The sequence below is a fragment of the Apilactobacillus micheneri genome, from assembly GCF_002993975.1.
In the GTDB taxonomy this organism is placed as follows: Bacteria; Bacillota; Bacilli; order Lactobacillales; family Lactobacillaceae; genus Apilactobacillus; species Apilactobacillus micheneri.
In genome coordinates this window covers 160,378-177,589 of sequence record NZ_POSO01000002.1, presented here as the reverse complement: position 1 = coordinate 177,589, position 17,212 = coordinate 160,378, and the positions used below count along the sequence as shown (strand labels likewise).

Below are 17,212 nucleotides of genomic sequence, written 5' to 3'. Positions count from 1 at the left end.
AAAAATAAAATAGGAGAAAATAAAATGAACGCTAGAACTAATGATCAAAAAAAACAAAAAGCAACATTGATTTCTAATGTTGCATTAAATTTATTTCAAGAAAAGCCATTTGCAGAAATTTCTATGAATGAAATTGCCAAAAAATCTAACGTTGCAAAAGGTACATTATTTAATTACTACAAAACTAAAGAAAATATTTTTATGCATTTATTACTAGTTGGGTATGCAAATTTTTTTAATCGATTATTAAGCCAATTAAATGAAAAGCAAATTAATACTATCAAAGAACTAAAAAATTTTTTATTAAATTCAACAGAAGATTTGATTCAAAAACATTTTACTTTAATTAAATTAAATGCTTTAAGGGGGCCAATTTTGGAAAATAAAGCTTCTCGTGATCAAACCATTGATGGACGAAAAGATCTTTATTTTATTCATGAACAATTATCTAAAAGAATTCATGATTTATTTCCTAAAATTAGTATTAGTCAAGCCAATAAAATTTTTATTATTCAAAGCAGCATTATTAGTGGACTGATTAATTTGTCAGGGCTGGATGCATTTAATCAAGAACCCATAAAAGATGATTTTGTTAATTTTAAAGTTAATGTTTTTGATGATTCTATTGAAACTTTTAGTTTTTATCTTGATGGATTATTAAAAGATAAGGGGTAATAAAAATGGAACAAAGAAATATTAGAAATTTCTCGATTATTGCACATATTGATCATGGTAAATCCACTTTATCAGATAAGATTATGCAAATAACTGATACTGTAAGTTTTAGAAATCATGAAAGCCAAATTTTGGATGATATGGATGTTGAAAAAAGTCATGGAGTGACTGTTAGATCAAGAACCGTAAGAAATTTATACCATGATAGAAATGGTCAGACTTATGAATTGAATTTAATTGATACTCCTGGACATGTAGACTTTTCATATGAAGTATCGAAGAGTTTATCAGCTAGTGATGGAGTTATATTATTGGTTGATGCTACTAAGGGTGTACAAGCCCAAACGGTTGCTAACTATAAAATTGCTAAAGCTAATCATTTACCAGTTATTCCGGTCATTAATAAAGTTGATAATAAAAATGCACAAATAGATATGTGTGAACAACAAATTTATGATTTAGATGATAGCTTAATTGAAAAGAATATTTTGCATATTTCTGCAAAAACGGGGCTAAATGTTGATCAAGTCTTAGAATCTATAGTTGAAGAAATTCCACAACCAAATGGAGATATAGATGCTCCATTAAAAAGCTTAATATTTGATTCTATTTATGATTCTTATAAAGGAATTATTGCTTATGTAAGAATTTATGATGGTAAGTTAAGAGCAAACCAAAAATTAAAATTTATGTCTAATAATCAATCATTTGAAAACAATGAAATAGGAATATTTACACCTTCTTTAAAGCCAGTTAAAGAATTACATTCTGGTGATATTGGATATATAGTTACTGGAATCAAAGATCCTAAAGGAGTTCGTGTAGGAGATACGATCACTAGCAAATTAGAACCAACCATTCATGCTGTTCCTGGTTATAAACCAGTTCGTTCGGTTGTTTATGCTGGAATTTATCCAAAAAATTCTAATTATGATGATTTGAAGATGGCAATTGAAAAATTATCACTTAATGATTCTTCATTATATTACACAGAAGATAATTCTGATTCCCTTGGACAAGGATTTCGTTGTGGATTTTTAGGAATGTTTCATTTGCAAATTGTGCGTGAAAGATTAATTAATGATTTTGATATATCTGTAATTGTTACTAATCCTAATGTAAATTATCGTGTTATTTTAAATGGAAATGAGGCAATTAATAATATTGATAATCCGGCGAAAATGCCTAACTTTTCTAAAATTAATTCAATTGAAGAACCATATGATGAAGTAAAAATGAAAGTACCCTCAAGCTCAATGAGTAAAGTTATGGATTTGGCTAATCAAAGTCGAGGAATTTTAATAACTATGGATAATGATTCAAATCTAGTAGAATTAACTTATGAATTACCGGTTGCAGAAATTGCTTATAATTTTTTCAATAAATTGAAATCAATATCACATGGTTATGCTACTTTTGATACCAAATTTTTAGAATATAAAGTTTCTGATATTGTTAAAATTTCTATTGATGTTAATTATTCGCCAGTTGATGCATTAACATTTATTGTTCATAGAAATAATGCCAGTCAATTGGCACAATCAATTGTGCATAAATTAAAATACGTTATGCCTAAAAAACTATATCCAATTCCAGTACAAGCATATGTAGAAGGACGTGTAATTGCTAGAGTAGATATTCCACCACTTAGGAAAAATGCTGCTGTTAGTGGTGAGAAAAAAAGTATCTCAAAAAAGCAAGCATTATTACGTCGACAAAATATCAATAAACGTAAAATTTCAAGCGCTAATATAATACTGCCACAAAGGATTTTTGATGCTATTCTAGGGATTTAACTCATTTTTAAATAACAAAATTGTTATATTTTGTAATGTTGTCATATCATTCTTGCAATATTTACCCGTTATACTACTAGTTAGTATTGATATTAGAGAAGAATAAATAGGGGTGAATTATATTGATTAAAAAGAGGTCAATATTTCTAATGTTGGCAACTTTATTTGCATTGTTATTTTGTGTAGGTTTTGCTAATACACATAAAGCAAATGCAAGTAGTAATCGAGTTTATGATCTATCCGAATGGCAAGGTAATTTCACTGCTAAAAAAGTGAAAAAATTAAAACATGAAGTTCCATTTGTGATTTTAAGAGTTCAATATGGTAGTTCATACCGAGATAAAACTTTTAACAACAATCGTAAGCTATTAGAAAAGTACGGATTACCTTATGGTGTTTACTCATTTAGTAGATATTCAAGTGCAGGCGCTGCTAAAAGTGAAGCTAAGCACCTATATAAATTAGCACCTAATGCTAAATTTTATGTTAATGATTATGAAATGGCTTCAGTAAAACATGGTAGTTCTAATAATGCTACTAAGGCTTGGGTACAAGCATTACGTCCATTAGTTGGTAGTAAAAAGATTCTGTTCTATTCCTATCAACACTTTATGTTGCAACATGCAGCTAAGGCATTGAAATATTATGATGGATACTGGGTTGCTGCATATCAAAGTAAGAAACCTTCACTAAAAAGTGTAATGTGGCAATATACTGATCGTCACTATTCAAGTGCATTAGGTAAAAAGATTGATGCAAGTTTACTAGGTAAAGGTAAGGATTGGTTCATTGGAAATGTTGAACTACCAGTTTCTAATAAAGATAATAGTGCGAGTAGCAAATCAACAAACACATTAGTTCCAGATAGCCAAAAAAAAAGTAGACCTGTAAAAACTCAAGGTAGCGTTAAATATTATAATAGTAATTTAAAACTTACGGTTAAAGATAATGCTAACTTTAACTTTTATAATCATTTAGGTGAAGATACAACTTATAAGTCTAGAAAACGACTACATTTAGTTAAAGATTATAAAGCAGCTACTCTTTTTGCTAACAAAAAGGGAGTTACTAAAAATGGTGATGTTTATTATCGTGTAACTCGTCATGGTAAGAGCATGGGTTGGATTAAATCTAATTCTGTAGAAAATTACATTGATTATAAGAGTGCTAACGAAGAAAAAACAATTAAAGCAGATGTTACTGGCGAATTTAATGAACACGTCAAAGGTAGTCATTTTGCTGATAATAAATCATTAGGTAATGTCCAAGACTTGGCTGGTAAGAAAGTTAAGATCATTGGAGAAGCTAAGAAAGTTGGTTGGAATACTCATTATTACCTTGTTCAATATGAAGGTAAAACAATGGGATGGACTTATCAATCCGTGTTTGAATAAAATAAAAAGAAAGGCTAGTCTAAAATGACTAGCCTTTCTTTTTTTATAACTGCTCCAGCTGGACTCGAACCAGCAACCTTCGCATTAACAGTGCGCTGTTCTACCATTGAACCATGGAGCAATAAATTAGATTTATGAAAAATAGAGAAATAATATCTCCAACTGCTCCAGCTGGACTCGAACCAGCAACCTTCGCATTAACAGTGCGCCGTTCTACCATTGAACCATGGAGCAATTATTTTTAGGAGATGGTTATTTATCTCCTTGGATAATATATTACTATATTTTAATTTAAATGCAAGCGTTTTTTAATTATTTTTTAATAAAAAATAAAAAGGAAACGATATATTATCATTTCCTTTTTATAGTGCAAACATTTGATCTAGATTTTTCACAAAAAGTGGAGTCCACCCATAGCGATATCCAGCACATGTAGGATGTGCATCATCAGCCATGAAGTATGGATTATTATGATTCATCTTTTTAATTTCTTTATTGTTCCAAACATCAATGATTGCGAAATGCCATTTCTTTTGTAATTCGAATAGTTTATTACGTAGTAATTCATAACCAGGATCAGGTTTTCTTAAGCAAGTATAAAATACAGTAGGGCAATCCCAATTCTTTTGAACATATTCGATGATGTATTCAATTGCACCAATTGTTGTATTAATATCGAAGTCTTCTAAATCATATGAATCACTAATTTTTCCAATTGGTTTTTTCTTGCGTTGATCATTAGTAGATAATTGACAAGCAAATAAATCAATATTTTCATCAGTGTTTAGATTATTTTTCATTCTTGAAACATATGATGATTCTTCTTCACCAGCTAAAGTAGTACCACTAACGGCTTCTTTGATAGTATTAACGCCGTGTTCAACATTTAAGAAATCAACGAATGATTTTCCTTTAGAAGCTAGTCCATGAGTTATTGATGATCCCAGAAAAACCATCTTTTTGCCATTAATATTACTATCAACAAAGAATTCTTTTGATGGCATATAGATTTCTTTGTTAGCTTTTCTTAGTTGCATACTTTTTTTGGAAAGTTTATATAATATTGCACTAGCAAATGTAAAAATAGCTGTTTTAATGAATCCGTTTTTCATATTTAACTCCTTTACTAATACTCGATGTCTTAATAATTAGATTTATCATAACGGCATTATTAACCAATAGCAATTGCTGTAACAGAACCTTAATAATAATGAAAAATATTTTTACTTACATAAATTATTTTTTTCAGTTATGTTATTTAAGTAATACTAATGTAAAGGAGAGCTTTTTAATGAATAACAAACAAGTAGTACAAAAATTTTATGATGAAGTTTTTATGAATGGAGATTTATCTAATTTAGATAACTTAATGCAAGATAATTACATTCAACATAGTCCTGAAGTGAAAAATGGTAAATCTGGATTTATGGAATTTATTAAGTTCTTTTTAAAGTTGGATCCTAAGATTGATATTATTAATATTAGCGCTGATCATGATTATGTTTATGTATTTTTCAAATGTACATTAAATAATGGTCATATTAATAAAGTTTGTGACGTTTACCGTTTAGAAAACAATAAATTAGCTGAACATTGGGATATTATTGAAAAAAATGTTGAAGCTGTAAAAACAGCTAGTAGGAATCCATTATTTTAATTAATTATTGATAGATTAGGCTTTTAAGTGAGCCTAATCTATTTTTTATATATTTATAAAAATAATATGATAAAATGTATTGTACATTTTATAATAACAGGAGGCTTATAGATGCCAAATGAATATAATTTTTCAGCAGTAATTGTGATGGGATCGCAAAATATTTATGTGCAAATTGTTGATATCAATCATGCATCATTAATTGAGAACGCTCACTATGACATCGACTTAGGAGAAGATGTTTTCTCTGACCGATTTATTGCTGGAGACACAGTTAATGAAATTGTTTCTTCATTAGAAGTTGTAAAAAATTTATTACTTGATTATCGAGTATCCGATTATCAATTCTTTGCAACTAATGCATTCCATGAAGCACGTAATTCTGAATTTGTTCGTGATCAATTACAAAAGCGAACCAAATTTGAAATTAATTGGATTAGTCAAAGCCAAGAATCTTTATATCGTAATTTAGCCACTAATTTTTATCTAAAAGATTTTAAGAAAATCGTTAAAGATAATACATTATTGATTGATATTAGTTCAGGAAATATTGAACTAATGGGTTATAAAAATGGTGAATTTATGTACTCAAAAACATTAAACTTAGGACCTTTAAGAGTTTATGAGGCAATGAGTGATGTTAAACCAGATATTGCTAACTTTAATGAAGTTCTTCATGATTATATTGATAGTCAATTACTAGAATTCGTTAGATTACTACCCAATATTGCATCAACCAAAAATGTTATTTTATTAGGTTCATCAGTAACGATTCTAAAATTACTTTTCGGAACTCATAAAGATACTGATAAATTAACAATGAATGATTTTGATGTCTTATATCACAAGATGCGTCGAGTAAATAATCAAGAATTAACACGTCGTTATAAGATAGATGAAAATGATCTATCACAAGTTGTTCCATTAGTTACGATTATTCATGAATTATTAGATCGATTATCAGTTAAGAAAATATGGTTATCGAGCTTGAAGTTTATTGATGGTTTAACCTGTGAATTGATTGAAGATAAACAGGAAAATAATATTCAACAAATGTTGAATAATCAAACTTTAGTTTCTGCTAGAAATATGGCCAAACAATATAACGTTGAACCTACGCATCAAGCAATGGTTGAAAAATTTGCATTAAAACTTTTTGATAGTTTGGAAGATATTCATGGCTTAGATGATCGTCAAAGACTATTATTGCAAGTTTCAACAATTGTTGATGATGTAGGAAACTTTGTAAATAGTTATAATCATTATGCACATTCTGAATATGTAATTAAAAATTCAGAAATACTAGGTTTATCTAACATTGAATTAATAATGGTTGCAATGATTTCCAGATATCACAGTCATTCAGCAACTTCATCGATATTTAAAATGTTAGATAAGCTCAGCATTTCAGATCGAATGGTCGTTATTAAGCTAGCAGCCATTTTAAGAATTGCCGATTCACTAGATGCTAGTCGATTACAAAAAATTAGAACAATTGATATTAATTTAGATGATCCAACTAAATTAATTATTTATGTAACTACTGATGATGAATTAACGTTAGAAAACCTTAACTTAAAACGAAAAGGGGCTTTCTTTGAATCTGTATTTGGCATCAAACCTATTTTAAAAGGAGAGATTAGACAATGAGTTTCAACAAACCAGAATACTTTAATAGTCGTGAATTAAGTTGGGTTGATTTTGATAAACGAGTTCTTGAAGAAGCTAATGATCCTACTAATCCATTATTGGAAAGATTGAGATTTCTTGGGATAACCCAAAGTAACCTTGATGAATTCTTTAATATTAGAGTTGCTTCTTTGCATAAACTAATTTCTGTAGGTTATGAGGGGACTGATTCGGCAGGCCTTACTGCTGCCGAACAATTAAGTGGCATTTCACATAAAGTGCATGAATTAGTTAGAAATCAATATTCCATTCTTTTCAATGAGCTATTGCCTAAGTTATCACGTGAAAATATTAATATTGTAAAAATGAGTCAGGTTACTCAACGTCAGAGAAACTTTTTAGATGAATACTTTCATCAGAATCTTTATCCAGTTTTAACGCCATTGGCTGTTGATTCATCCAGGCCATTTCCTTTCTTAGCGAATAATACTTTGAATATTGGATTAATGATTACTAAAAACGATGATGCAAAAGATGAATCATTTGCGACCGTCCAAGTTCCAGATGCTTGTCCAAGAGTTATTAAACTTCCAGGAGCAGAAAATGATTTTATTTTATTAGAAGAAGTTATTAAATACTTTATCAATGAACTTTTTGTTGGCTATCGAGCTCATGATATGGCTTGTTTTAGAATTACTCGTGATATGGATGTTGAAGCCGATGAAGATACATCTGATTTAATGAAAGAAATTAAGCATGATCTAAGAAAACGTGAATTTGGACCAGTAATGCGTTTGGAAGTTGAAGCTGGTATGAGTCATCAAATTTTAGATTTATTACTAAGTGAATATAATATCGATAAGGAAGGTTTATATGTAGTTGATGGGCCAATTGATTTAAATTGTGTTAACAAATTAATCAAACAAGTTAACGGTCATAAAGATTTATTATTTGAAAAATTCACACCATATATGCCTAAAGTCTTACGCAATCAAACTATGTTTGAAGCTATATCTAAGAATGATATTTTTGTTAGTCATCCTTATGATTCTTTTCAACCAGTTATGGATTTTATTAGTCAAGCAGCCCATGATAAGCAAACATTGGCTATTAAGATGACTATTTACCGTGTTTCTGCTAAATCACCAATTATTAAAGCACTTAAAGAAGCCGCCCAAAATGGTAAACAAGTTACCGTGTTAGTGGAATTGAAAGCACGTTTTGACGAAGCTAACAACCTACATTGGGCTGATGAACTAGAACGAGTAGGTTGTCATGTAATTTACGGATTAGTTGGTTTGAAGGTACATTGTAAGTTGGCCATGGTCGTTAGACAAGAAGAAAATGGGATTAAACGTTACATGCATATGGGAACCGGTAACTATAATGATGTTACTGCTAAGCTTTATACTGATATGGGAGTATTAACTTGTAACCAACAAATTGGTGTTGATGCTACCAACATCTTTAATATGCTATCTGGTTTTTCTCAACCACCATATTTCAATGATTTATCGATTTCACCTGATGGGATTCGTAATTACTTAATGCATATGACTGATAAGGAAATTGAAAACGTTAAAATGGGTAAAAAAGGATTAATTCAAATGCAAATGAATTCCTTATCTGATACGCAAATGATTGAAAAGTTGTACGAGGCTAGTGCTGCTGGAGTTGAAATCCACTTAATTGTAAGAGGGATTTGTAATTTACGAGTGGGTATTCCAGGAGTCTCTGACAATATTACGGTCCATTCAATCGTTGGACAATTATTAGAACATCGCCGTTTCTATTATTTCTATGCTGATGGGGATGAAAAAGTATTCCTATCAAGTGCCGATTTAATGAATCGCAATTTAAGTCGTCGAGTAGAATTAATGTTCCCGGTTTTAAATGATGATATTAGAAAACATTTGATCAATATTTATAAAATTCTATGGAATGATAACGTTAAAGCTAGACAGTTACATTCTGATGATACTTGGACCCACGTTAGAAATGATAAGAAACCTTTGAATTCGCAAAAGTATATGATTGATAATCGTAAAAAAATATCAGATAATTTGTTTAAGCAATTATTCCCTAAGAAACATACTAATCAACAAAAAACAAAGTTTACCCCAATGCGTAAGCCTAACGAAAGGAAGCGTTAATTTTGCAACATTTAGCAGTAATTGATTTAGGCTCTAATTCAGTCCGTTTAGCTGTTACAGAAATCAAAGAAGATGGTTCATTTAAGAACGTTATCGAAAGAAAAGAACCAGTCAGACTTTCTGAAAACATGGGCTCTGAAATGATTTTAAAACAACCAGCAATTGATCGAACCATTAAAACTTTGAAATCATTTAAAGAAGATTTTGAAAATTTAGAAAATGTCCATTTAAGAGCAATGGCGACTGCTGCTACTAGAATGGCAAAAAATCAAAAAGAGTTTTTAGAAGAAGTAAAATCTAAAACTGATATTGATTTGGAGGTAATTCCAGGAACAACAGAAGCATACTATGATTATTTAGGTGTGATTAACTCCTTGCCAGTGGTAAATGGAATCATCATGGATACTGGTGGTGCTAGTACTGAATTAGTATTAATTCAAAATAGACAAGCTGTGAATATGATTAGTTTGCCATTTGGGTCTGTAACACTATCAGAAGGCAATATTGATCCCGACATTCCAACTGCTGGGCAAATGTTCAAAACATTAGATTATTTAAATGAGATTTTTAATGATATCTGGTGGTTATCACGTGGAACTAATTTACCAATTATTGGTTTAGGTGGTTCCAATCGTACTTTAGCTAAGATCAAACGTCGTCGTGATAAAGATCGTAAACATTGGGATGATATTCATGGTTTTCATTTATCTAATCGTGAAGCCAAAGATATTTTCTTAATGCTATTAAATGATAATTTGGAAGAACGCAAGTTGGTTCCAGGAGTTTCTAAAGAACGTGCTGACATTATTGTTGGTGGTCTTTGTCCAGCTATGGAAATGATGAGAAGATTAAATTCTGATCGAATGATTTTTGGCAAACAAGGCTTGAGATATGGAGTTCTTTATGAACATTTAGATAACTTGAGAAGTTCTGGCAAAATTCAACAAAAATAGTAAACAAAAAAGAAGCAACTTTTAAAGTTGCTTCTTTTTTTTATTTTTCATGCTGTTCTTTAACATGTTCAGAAATGTTTTGGTAAAAACGTTTTTCCAAATCAGATTTACCAGAACTCTTAAATGCTTGCCAGCTACCTACTAAATCAATACTAAATAGCACAATCCCATCTGGAATTAAGAATTCTTTATCAAGGGTTTCTTTTAAATCCTTTGCAATTTCTTTAGTGCGATCTAATACTTCAAATTCGTTTTCATCAATAAATGATGATTCAAATTCTTTTTGATATTTATTTAGGAAATTGCTCATAACATCATTTAGTTCATCATTATATTTTTCAATAAATTGTCTTTTTCCATCTTTATATGTGTGATATTTATCATCAGCTAGAAAAGATAACTTAAACCACTCTGTATTACCATCTCTGGATTCAATATAGGTTAAGTCGGGATCATTAAATTCATTGAACATTTCTTTAACTAACGCAATTGCCATATTGTTCGAACCTCTTAACTTAAAATATCTTATATTAATATACCTATATTATATACTAATATTTTAAGCTGTTTACTTCAAACCGTTATTTTTTTGAATTTTCAATACTTGGTCGTATTGGCTATCCATCCATTTAATATAATTATCCATATTTTCTGGTTTAGTTTCAGTAACATAGACAATAGGTAGGTTATTTTCTTTAGCTAAATTAGCTAAGTTAGTGACAATTTTACTATTAACTTGTTTATTTACTACAAAGAAGGCTAGCTTATGATTTTTAATATCATTTTGCAATTGACGAATGTCGGCAGGAGCAGGATCATTACCTTTTTCGATGGCTTCTTCAAAGTTTTTATTTGCGATGGAGTAACCTAATTTGTCTAATGAGTAATCAAAGACAGGTTCTGAAACAGCAACTGGTTTATTAATCTTATGCTTCTTGATACTATTGATTTTATTTTCAACTGGTTGTAATTTGCTAACATAATTTTTAGCGTTTTGTTCAAATGCTTTTTTATTTTGTGGCTGTAATTTACCAAATTGATCAGCCAATTCATATGCTAATTTTTTCATAGTATCAATGTTATACCAGATATGCGGGTTATCACCACTTGCTTTATCCATTAATTGGCCAACGTTAATATTTTTAATGTTCTTATTGTTGCTAGTTAGATTTTCAGCCCAGCTATCATAACCTAAACCATTTGATACCATTATGTTAGTTTTAGATACATTTCTGGCATCACTACTCTTAGGTTCAAAATCGTGAGGATCAACATTAGGACTATTGATGATTGATGTAACTGAGCCATGGTTGCCTAATACATCTTTGGCAACCTCACCATAAAAGTTTAATGAAGTAGTTACATTAATACTTTTTTTAGGGTTATTGGTTTTGCCTGAGCATCCAGTAAGAATTAATAAAACACTACTAATAATTAAAAATATACTCATCTTTTTGAATTTATTCATAAATTCCTCCATAAAATACAAATATCTCTTTGTTATATATTAAATACATTTATATAACAAAAAGAGATATATGTCAATTAATAAGATTTAATCATTAATATGCGTTTTTAAAGTTAATAATAATTGGTAAACATGCTTATCACTTAATTGATAGATTCTTTCTTTACCATCTTTAGTACTAAAAACTAAGTTAGCATCCGCTAATATTTTCAAATGTCGAGAAATATTAGGTTGAGAGATATTAAAAACATTAATAAGATTTGAAACATTACTACTATTATTTTCAGCTAGATAATATAACATTTTAATTCTTGTTGAATTATCTAGAGCCTTAGTAATCATATGTAGTTTTTGTTCATTAATATTCATTATGGCCTCCAATTGAATTATTGCTTACCTAGTCGGTTAATTTTAGCACTTAATTTTTCTTCGCGATCATCTGAAGCACGATACATAACTTGTGCATAACCGGCGATTATTACTATTAAAGATAATACACTGAACAATGGTAAAGTTAAATGCCATCCAAAAGCATCAAACACAGTTTTAATAGAAACAATTGCTTCTAACATACAAGCAAATGAAATGTATGCCCAGGCAGTAGATTGGTTAGAAATATTATAGAATCTTTTAAAACGTTCGGCATCTTCTTTTGAATTACCACTACTTTTAAGAATATTTCTTAAGCGATTTCTTTCAAGCATAATTTTTAATGGTGGAATCATCCATAGTCCGGTTCTAATAGCTTTAAATTTTTTAGATGAATTTTCAGCTTTATGAATTTCATTTATTTGGGCGGACATATCTAAAACGCCTTGGAACAAACAAAAAACAAACATTATGTATCCAGCGATAAAACTGATAATTGCATAAATCATAGGCATCCTCCTAATAAACTTATTATTAACAATATTATAACATTTTAATAAATTGATTATTTGCAAAATTCTCAAATAGATTTATCATTAACAGTAAATGAATTTTTATAGGGGAGGTGGTTATCTTGAAGACTTTAATATTCGGACATCGTGGTTTTCCGGCTGAATATCCAGAAAATTCAATACAAGGATTTCGTTATGCCATTAATCACCATATTGATGGCATTGAGTTTGATGTACATCTAACGAAGGATAATGTTCCAGTGATTATTCACGATGAAAAAATTAACCGAACAACCGATGGTCGTGGCTTTGTTAAAGATTACACTTTAGATGAGCTTCGCCAATTTTCTTTAGATAACTATGAACCTATTCCGACTTTAAGTGAACTATTAGATTTAGTTGAAAATAAAGACATTTATTTAAATTTAGAATTCAAAACTAATAAAATTCATTATCGTGGAATTGAAAATATCGTGATTAAAATGATGAATGAATATCATTTATGTCATCCAGTCATTTATTCATCCTTTAATATGGATTCTATAAAAATTGCCCAAAAAATTGATAGTAATCAGAAATATTGCTTTTTATCAGTAAGAAAAATTAAAAATCCACAAATGTTTATGCAAAAGTATCATCTAGATGCACTGCATTTAAAATTCTTTCAGGAAAATATTGAAAATCAAGAATCAATATTTACCGTTAATCATAGACTACGTTTGCGATTCTTATTTAATAAAAAGATAAAGGGAATATTTACCAACGATTTTGAGCGTGCTAATAAAATAAAAAATGAAATACAAAGTTAGCAAATATTACTGCAAAACTTATGTTTAAGTGGTAAAATATTGCTATTCTTTTCACGGAGGCTACATCATGGCACTTACAACTGCTGAAATGTATTTTTTGATTACTAGTAAATCAAAAGATAGTAGAGTAATGTTAAAAAATATTCGCTCACGTGCATACCTAGTCGATAGCTGTTTAATAGATTTAGCAGCTGCAGATGTTATTAGTATCGGTGCGGATAATAAAATAAAGATTTCTAATAATTTGCCACATCAATTGTACTTTTTAAATTCATTTATGGATTTAATTGAAAGAAATAAGGATTCTGATGTTGATACAGTTATCGCTAAACTATTGCAGAATATAGATGTTATGAAACATACCTATATGGCATTAGGCGAACAATTTGCTGAATATGGACACGTAGTTGAAAAGAAAAAAGGATTACTACACAAAGTAAGAACTTTTGTACCTAAACATCAAACTAATCAAGAAATTATCGATCATATTTCTAGTCAGATGTTAGGAACTGCACCCATGTCAGTTAATGTTTTTTGTTTAACTGAAATATTGAATGTAAGTCGTCAACTGAAATTATGTTTTCGTAATCGTGAACGTCGTGCAATTATCAAAAGAATGAATCGTTTAGAAGCACACGATGAATATTTACAAATTCAGGAATTAATTCGTGATTTTGGTGATCATATGCAAAAAGTTTCCAATTTAGTTGCTAAGGAATCACCAGCTTCATATAATACTAAGTCACAAACAATTATCTAAATAAAAAAGAGAAGTCCATTTTTGGAGTTCTCTTTTTTATTCTATAGTAATCAGTCTAACTTTACTGGTATCTTTAATCTGTCTTATTTTATCCATCATTGCTTCTACTGAAATATTCATATGATTAATGTCTAGTGAAATAACAACATTAGCCATATTATTGATTGGAATGTTTTGATTAATGGTTAAGATATTAGCATCTGTTTTGGAAATTCCGTTTAAAACTTCAGATAAGATGCCACTTTTGTGATTTAACAAAAAGGAAATGACTGCTTTACGCTGTCTATTATTTTCCGCTTCATATACGAAATCTTTATATTTATAATAACTGGCACGACTAATGCCTACTTTTTTGACGGCATCACTAACATTTTTTACTTCACCATTATTTAGTAATTTTCGTGCCTCAATAACACGACTAAAAGCTTCTGGTAGTAGTGATTTATCAACTACATAATAATTGTTGATATTGAACACCTCAAATTCTTTATTTGTTAAAACTATTTTATCACTATTTAAAAAAAAGCTCATCATCTAAACAGATGGTGAGCTTTTTAGTAATATTTTATTTTAGTACCAATGGTGTGTTTGCCAGAAGTGCTTAGCATTTGTCCATGTACCATAACGGTTCTTAACGTAACGGTTAGCAGTTAATTCTTGGTTTTTATGTGAATAATCACCATGTAAGTAACCAATACTTAATTGGAACTTACCATAACAACTACCATTTCTTGCATAGTATCTGTTAGTGGATTCGTGGAATGAAACCCAACGTCTAGCAGCAACTTGTGATTTTGATAAACCTCTTTCAGCAACTGTTTGCCAGTTGGTAGCAGCTTGAGCATTGTTTTGATTGTTAGTTGATAGGTTAAATGCAAATAATAAAGCAAATGTACCTAACGCGATTACTGTGTATTTAATGATTGATTTTTTAAGACTATTCAAAATATAACATTTCTCCTTGTATTAAATTAATTCGTTTTATTGAGTTCGTTCGTTTAATTTATATTTATAACTATACATGGAGAATGTATCAGCAACGTTATTAGATAATTACATTTATATTATTTAATATTACAAGCCTGACATATTGTGTACAATATTATCCTATATATGTATAAAAAAAGATTGCCAATAGGGCAATCTTAAAAAACTTTATTTATTTAGTGATTTCATCCATATCTAAACCTAAAGCCTTAGCAACACGAGTTCCATAATCATGGTCAGCTTTGTAGAACATGCGAGTTTCTAGCACTTTATTTTCATGGCTCTTAATAGTACCTAAGGTGTTCTTAAGAGTTTCGATTAGACGATCTTTTTCATCATCGGAATATACATTGTATAAAGCCCCAACTTGTGAATATGGATCAGCGTCATAAGTCTTGTAATGACCAGCTTCACCATCGACCTTATATGAATGAATTTTTGCATGTGGATCTTCTGTAGGACCGTTTTCACCATTAGGTTCATAATTAACGTCACCGTTTTGTCCTTGTGCCATGAAGCCATCACGAGCATAGTTATGAACTTCATTCTTAGGACGGTTGATAGGTAACTTTTCATAGTTAGCACCTAAACGATATCTTTCAGCATCTTTGTATGCGAATAAACGACCTTGTAGTAATTTATCCATTGATGGTTCAATTCCAGGAACCAGGTTAGCAGGTGAAAAGGCTGCTTCTTCAACATCATCAAAGTAATTAGCAGGATTTTTGTTTAAAGTAAATTCACCAATTTCTTGTAATGGATAATCCTTATGTGAAACGGTCTTAGTGACATCAAAAATATCATATTTGTAGTTCAAACCTTCTTCATAAGGGATAATTTGAACACAAACTTTCCATTTTGGATAGTCACCTTTTTTAATTCGATCATACAAATCTTGAATTAAGTAATCAGTATTTTCTGATGCCACTTTTTGCGCTTGTGCATCAGTCATGTTTTTAACACCTTGTTCTGAGATGAAATGATATTTGACCCAGCAAGGTTTGCCATCAGCATTGACCCATTTGAATGTATGAGAACCATAACCATTCATATTAGCATAGCTAGCTGGATTACCACGATCACCCATTAAGTATGTTACTTGATGAAGTGATTCAGGGGAGTGTGCCCAGAAATCCCATTGCATATCTTGTGATCTTAGATGAGTAGCAGGATCACGTTTTTGCGAATGAATGAAATCTGGGAACTTTAATGGATCATTTACGAAAAAGACAGGTGTATTATTACCTACAATATCGTAGTTACCATCTTTAGTATAGAATTTCATTGAGAATCCACGAACATCACGAAGGGTGTCAGGATAACCTAATTCACCGGCAACTTCAGAAAATCTAATTGTCATTGGAGTTTCCTTACCTTTGCCATTGAACAAGTCGGCTTTCGTGTATTCACTCATATCACGAGTTAATTTGAAGACTCCTTTAGCACCAGCACCCTTGGCGTGGACAACACGTTCAGGAATACGTTCGCGGTTAAAGTGAGCTAATTTTTCAATTAGTTGATAGTCTTGTAATAAAACAGGGCCACGGTTACCAGCAGTCAAAGAATGATTGTTGTCTGCCCATGGTTGACCTTCATCAGTAGTTAATTTATCAGTCATAAATGTTCCTCCTTAATTACAAACATCAAATATATTATTGTATAAATTTTGCTTAGGCACAAATAAATGGCCTTAAAAATTATTATTAAAATTGATATAATAAATATTAGTTGAATAATATTAACGAACATTAAATTTATTTATTGATATAAAATTTGTGAAATCTTAAATTGCTATTTTTCACAATATAATTTGTAATTGTTTCACGAAAATCATTATTTGTTGATTTTTATACATATATGCTTATAAACATTGATTTAAAAGCGATTTATAGATATTGAAAATTAAAATGTTATTTTATCCACTAGCCTGTGGATAACTCTGTGGATAAAAAAGTTACACGTAAAATATTGGTGATATAATTGCTTATTTGTAGGCGTTTTATAGCTGTTACACAAAAAACAAAGTATCCACTGCTTGTGGATAACTTTG

General features: G+C 30.0%; 17 protein-coding genes and 2 tRNA genes. 9 read left to right on the top strand and 10 right to left on the bottom strand.

Annotated elements, in window-relative coordinates; all coding sequences use genetic code 11:
- Nucleotides 1-24: 24 nt before the first annotated feature.
- The 3 genes from C7N41_RS02845 to C7N41_RS02835 all read left to right on the top strand — a co-directional run bounded on the left by C7N41_RS02845 (nucleotide 25) and on the right by C7N41_RS02835 (nucleotide 3,865).
- Nucleotides 25-675: a TetR/AcrR family transcriptional regulator gene (locus C7N41_RS02845; RefSeq protein ID WP_105964229.1), complete on the top strand. Its 651-nt coding sequence runs from the start codon at nucleotides 25-27 to the stop codon at nucleotides 673-675.
- 5 nt (nucleotides 676-680) lie between these two features.
- On the top strand, nucleotides 681-2,471 hold the full coding sequence (gene lepA / locus C7N41_RS02840) for a translation elongation factor 4 (protein ID WP_105964228.1): 1,791 nt from the start codon (nucleotides 681-683) through the stop codon (nucleotides 2,469-2,471).
- Nucleotides 2,472-2,593: 122 nt separating this feature from the next.
- On the top strand, nucleotides 2,594-3,865 hold the full coding sequence (locus C7N41_RS02835; protein ID WP_140925727.1) for a GH25 family lysozyme: 1,272 nt from the start codon (nucleotides 2,594-2,596) through the stop codon (nucleotides 3,863-3,865).
- A 49-nt stretch (nucleotides 3,866-3,914) separates the two neighbouring features.
- Here the strand turns inward: C7N41_RS02835 and C7N41_RS02830 are convergent.
- The 3 genes from C7N41_RS02830 to C7N41_RS02820 form a co-directional block, all read right to left on the bottom strand.
- Nucleotides 3,915-3,986 (bottom strand) — tRNA-Asn (locus tag C7N41_RS02830).
- A 41-nt stretch (nucleotides 3,987-4,027) separates the two neighbouring features.
- Nucleotides 4,028-4,099, bottom strand: a tRNA-Asn gene (locus C7N41_RS02825).
- 128 nt (nucleotides 4,100-4,227) lie between these two features.
- Nucleotides 4,228-4,977, bottom strand: a complete 750-nt coding sequence (locus C7N41_RS02820; RefSeq protein ID WP_105964226.1) for an SGNH/GDSL hydrolase family protein — start codon at nucleotides 4,975-4,977, stop codon at nucleotides 4,228-4,230.
- Nucleotides 4,978-5,156: 179 nt separating this feature from the next.
- Here C7N41_RS02820 and C7N41_RS02815 point away from each other — a divergent pair, with 179 nt between their 5' ends.
- The 4 genes from C7N41_RS02815 to C7N41_RS02800 all read left to right on the top strand — a co-directional run bounded on the left by C7N41_RS02815 (nucleotide 5,157) and on the right by C7N41_RS02800 (nucleotide 10,257).
- Nucleotides 5,157-5,522, top strand: coding sequence for a nuclear transport factor 2 family protein (locus C7N41_RS02815; protein WP_105964225.1), 366 nt, complete (start codon nucleotides 5,157-5,159; stop codon nucleotides 5,520-5,522).
- A 111-nt stretch (nucleotides 5,523-5,633) separates the two neighbouring features.
- Nucleotides 5,634-7,172 carry a Ppx/GppA phosphatase family protein gene (locus C7N41_RS02810; protein ID WP_105964224.1) on the top strand — a complete coding sequence of 513 codons (1,539 nt, stop codon included), beginning with the start codon at nucleotides 5,634-5,636 and terminating at the stop codon, nucleotides 7,170-7,172.
- Nucleotides 7,169-9,304 (top strand): RNA degradosome polyphosphate kinase, encoded by a 2,136-nt coding sequence (locus C7N41_RS02805; protein WP_105964223.1) that lies wholly within the window; start codon nucleotides 7,169-7,171, stop codon nucleotides 9,302-9,304. Before C7N41_RS02810 ends, C7N41_RS02805 begins: the two co-directional genes overlap by 4 nt.
- Before the next feature lie 2 nt (nucleotides 9,305-9,306).
- Entirely contained in the window at nucleotides 9,307-10,257 is a 951-nt protein-coding gene (locus tag C7N41_RS02800) for a Ppx/GppA family phosphatase (protein ID WP_105964222.1), read from the top strand.
- A gap of 40 nt (nucleotides 10,258-10,297) precedes the next feature.
- Here C7N41_RS02800 and C7N41_RS02795 read toward each other — a convergent pair whose 3' ends face one another.
- The 4 genes from C7N41_RS02795 to C7N41_RS02780 form a co-directional block, all read right to left on the bottom strand.
- Nucleotides 10,298-10,753 (bottom strand): hypothetical protein, encoded by a 456-nt coding sequence (locus C7N41_RS02795; RefSeq protein WP_105964221.1) that lies wholly within the window; start codon nucleotides 10,751-10,753, stop codon nucleotides 10,298-10,300.
- 72 nt (nucleotides 10,754-10,825) lie between these two features.
- Complete coding sequence (locus C7N41_RS02790) at nucleotides 10,826-11,725, bottom strand: metal ABC transporter solute-binding protein, Zn/Mn family (RefSeq protein WP_105964220.1); 900 nt, start codon at nucleotides 11,723-11,725, stop codon at nucleotides 10,826-10,828.
- Nucleotides 11,726-11,812: 87 nt separating this feature from the next.
- Nucleotides 11,813-12,094, bottom strand: a complete 282-nt coding sequence (locus C7N41_RS02785; RefSeq protein ID WP_105964219.1) for an ArsR/SmtB family transcription factor — start codon at nucleotides 12,092-12,094, stop codon at nucleotides 11,813-11,815.
- A gap of 17 nt (nucleotides 12,095-12,111) precedes the next feature.
- Complete coding sequence (locus C7N41_RS02780; protein ID WP_105964218.1) at nucleotides 12,112-12,603, bottom strand: hypothetical protein; 492 nt, start codon at nucleotides 12,601-12,603, stop codon at nucleotides 12,112-12,114.
- A 122-nt stretch (nucleotides 12,604-12,725) separates the two neighbouring features.
- Between C7N41_RS02780 and C7N41_RS02775 the strand changes: the two genes are divergently transcribed.
- Both C7N41_RS02775 and C7N41_RS02770 read left to right on the top strand, forming a co-directional pair.
- The gene (locus tag C7N41_RS02775) at nucleotides 12,726-13,415 is read left to right on the top strand and encodes a glycerophosphodiester phosphodiesterase family protein (RefSeq protein WP_105964442.1); all 690 of its coding nucleotides are present in this window, start codon (nucleotides 12,726-12,728) and stop codon (nucleotides 13,413-13,415) included.
- A gap of 67 nt (nucleotides 13,416-13,482) precedes the next feature.
- On the top strand, nucleotides 13,483-14,175 hold the full coding sequence (locus C7N41_RS02770; protein WP_105964217.1) for a GPP34 family phosphoprotein: 693 nt from the start codon (nucleotides 13,483-13,485) through the stop codon (nucleotides 14,173-14,175).
- Between the two features lie 36 nt (nucleotides 14,176-14,211).
- On the opposite strand, the gene C7N41_RS02765 is transcribed toward C7N41_RS02770, so the two are convergent.
- The 3 genes from C7N41_RS02765 to C7N41_RS02755 all read right to left on the bottom strand — a co-directional run bounded on the left by C7N41_RS02765 (nucleotide 14,212) and on the right by C7N41_RS02755 (nucleotide 16,780).
- On the bottom strand, nucleotides 14,212-14,643 hold the full coding sequence (locus tag C7N41_RS02765; RefSeq protein ID WP_105964441.1) for an ACT domain-containing protein: 432 nt from the start codon (nucleotides 14,641-14,643) through the stop codon (nucleotides 14,212-14,214).
- Nucleotides 14,644-14,745: 102 nt separating this feature from the next.
- A complete protein-coding gene (locus C7N41_RS02760; RefSeq protein WP_225362847.1) occupies nucleotides 14,746-15,120 on the bottom strand; it encodes an aggregation-promoting factor C-terminal-like domain-containing protein in 375 nt (124 codons plus the stop codon).
- Between the two features lie 214 nt (nucleotides 15,121-15,334).
- A complete protein-coding gene (locus tag C7N41_RS02755) occupies nucleotides 15,335-16,780 on the bottom strand; it encodes a catalase (protein ID WP_105964215.1) in 1,446 nt (481 codons plus the stop codon).
- Between the last annotated feature and the right edge of the window lie 432 nt (nucleotides 16,781-17,212).

Excerpts from the sequence above, each read along its gene's own strand:
- C7N41_RS02780 (WP_105964218.1), bottom strand. The coding sequence starts at position 12,603 with ATGATTTATGCAATTATCAGTTTTATCGCTGGATACATAATGTTTGTT.
- C7N41_RS02790 (WP_105964220.1), bottom strand. The coding sequence starts at position 11,725 with ATGAATAAATTCAAAAAGATGAGTATATTTTTAATTATTAGTAGTGTT.
- C7N41_RS02810 (WP_105964224.1), top strand. The coding sequence starts at position 5,634 with ATGCCAAATGAATATAATTTTTCAGCAGTAATTGTGATGGGATCGCAA.
- C7N41_RS02815 (WP_105964225.1), top strand. The coding sequence starts at position 5,157 with ATGAATAACAAACAAGTAGTACAAAAATTTTATGATGAAGTTTTTATG.
- lepA (WP_105964228.1), top strand. The coding sequence starts at position 681 with ATGGAACAAAGAAATATTAGAAATTTCTCGATTATTGCACATATTGAT.
- C7N41_RS02755 (WP_105964215.1), bottom strand. The coding sequence starts at position 16,780 with ATGACTGATAAATTAACTACTGATGAAGGTCAACCATGGGCAGACAAC.
- C7N41_RS02845 (WP_105964229.1), top strand. The coding sequence starts at position 25 with ATGAACGCTAGAACTAATGATCAAAAAAAACAAAAAGCAACATTGATT.
- C7N41_RS02785 (WP_105964219.1), bottom strand. The coding sequence starts at position 12,094 with ATGAATATTAATGAACAAAAACTACATATGATTACTAAGGCTCTAGAT.
- C7N41_RS02770 (WP_105964217.1), top strand. The coding sequence starts at position 13,483 with ATGGCACTTACAACTGCTGAAATGTATTTTTTGATTACTAGTAAATCA.
- C7N41_RS02805 (WP_105964223.1), top strand. The coding sequence starts at position 7,169 with ATGAGTTTCAACAAACCAGAATACTTTAATAGTCGTGAATTAAGTTGG.
- C7N41_RS02795 (WP_105964221.1), bottom strand. The coding sequence starts at position 10,753 with ATGGCAATTGCGTTAGTTAAAGAAATGTTCAATGAATTTAATGATCCC.
- C7N41_RS02820 (WP_105964226.1), bottom strand. The coding sequence starts at position 4,977 with ATGAAAAACGGATTCATTAAAACAGCTATTTTTACATTTGCTAGTGCA.